Genomic DNA, 1,572 nt, shown 5'->3' with positions numbered 1-1,572 from the left:
CTTAACTTACCTTCCAAATCGACAACATACACCTTTGGAGGCTTATTTGCCATGGAATCCAAAGGTGCAGATGGAATGTCGCTAGACATTCAGCATATTATACGCTTCGGACACTTCTCATTATAGTGGTGTCCGATTTTTATTTGTAGGTACTCAGTTATTCATCGCTTACGAAAGAAAACTGGACTGATTTCAATTTTAAATCTTCCAGTTTCTCTATTGGCTTTGAATCGACAATTGTTTAATGCATAATAAAAGTTAAGAGTATTGCAATCAAAATGTGAGAAGGTTGTACAATAAAAAAAAGGCTTGCCAGCTCCTTAAAAATATCCTACCGTTAATGGTGTCTAATCAATTAATGGTGGGAGGAAATGAAAGGATGCTAGCAATGCCTGAAATCAATCATATCAAAAATTTGAGAAATAACAAATCAATGTCTATCAATGAAATTTCAAAACGTACTGGTTTTTGTTGGACAACTGTGAAGAAGTATGCGGACAGTGATCAGTTACCTAAAGAGAAGATATCCGTTAAAAAAGGGATGATGTATGACGAGAATTGGGGAGAAATTGTCATTGATTGGCTAACAGAAGACTATTCGCTCAAACAGAAATTAAGAAGAAATAATACAAATATATTTAAAGAGTTGAAGGAGTTGGGTTTCACGGGTTCTTATCGAACCGTTTGTAATTTTATTCAGAATGAGTGGAAAGAAAAAATGATCGATGAATCAGATGGGTTTAAAGAAGAATATGAAAGATTGTCTCATCCTCCCGCAGAAGCTCAAGTTGATTTTGGGATTACGGAAGCTGTCGAAGATGGAAAAGTGAAAGATATTCATTGCTTAGTCATGAGTTTTCCATACAGTAACGGAGGACTGGCAGTCCCTTTACCTTCGGAAAACCAAGAATGTTTCCTTGAAGGACTCAAAGTGCTTTTTGAACAGGCAGGATTTGCCCCAAGAAAACTTCGTTTAGATAATCTTTCCGCAGCGGTGGTCAAGGCACGGAGCCGTGGTGAAGAAACTATTTTTACTGATGCCTTTCGTCAATTTTCAATGCATTACGGATTTGAAGCACAAGTTTGTAATCCAAGAAAAGGAAATGAAAAAGGACATGTGGAAAACAAAGTGGGATATGTACGTTATAACTTTTTCACACCATCCCCTGTCATCAAAGATTTAGAACACATACGGACTTTATTATTTGATCAATGTAAAAAAGATCGCCAACGACTTCATTATAAAAAGGAACTAATGATTGCAGACTTGTTGGAAGAAGAAAAGAAATATGGGTTAGCTTTGCCTGACTCTGATTATCCCGTCTTTAAACAATCTACAGTAATCGCTAATAAATATGGTGAAGTACGAATTGATGGTGCGCTTGTTCACGTCCCTAAAAGCTATCACTATGGCAAACTACATTTGATTTTGTATTGGGATAGGAGCTGGGAAAAAACCAGCTCTTAACAAACAAAAAGAACAATGAAAACCGTCGGTTTTAGATGGTCTTCATTGTTCTTTTGTATTTTTTCTGAAGATGTAGAAGTACATCCTCCTTTTCTTCGGAGTTC

Annotated in this window: 1 protein-coding gene; it reads left to right on the top strand. The window is 36.5% G+C overall.

The features are described 5' to 3' along the window. The first annotated feature begins 388 nt into the window (after positions 1–388). Positions 389–1,468, top strand: coding sequence for an IS21 family transposase (gene istA / locus ACYQ4S_RS11840; protein ID WP_459771341.1), 1,080 nt, complete (start codon positions 389–391; stop codon positions 1,466–1,468). The last annotated feature ends 104 nt before the right edge of the window (positions 1,469–1,572 follow it).

It is taken from the genome of Alkalibacterium sp. s-m-28 (assembly GCF_054658175.1).
Note: the sequence above shows the minus strand (reverse complement) of the source record. Positions and strands in the feature narration are given on the sequence as shown.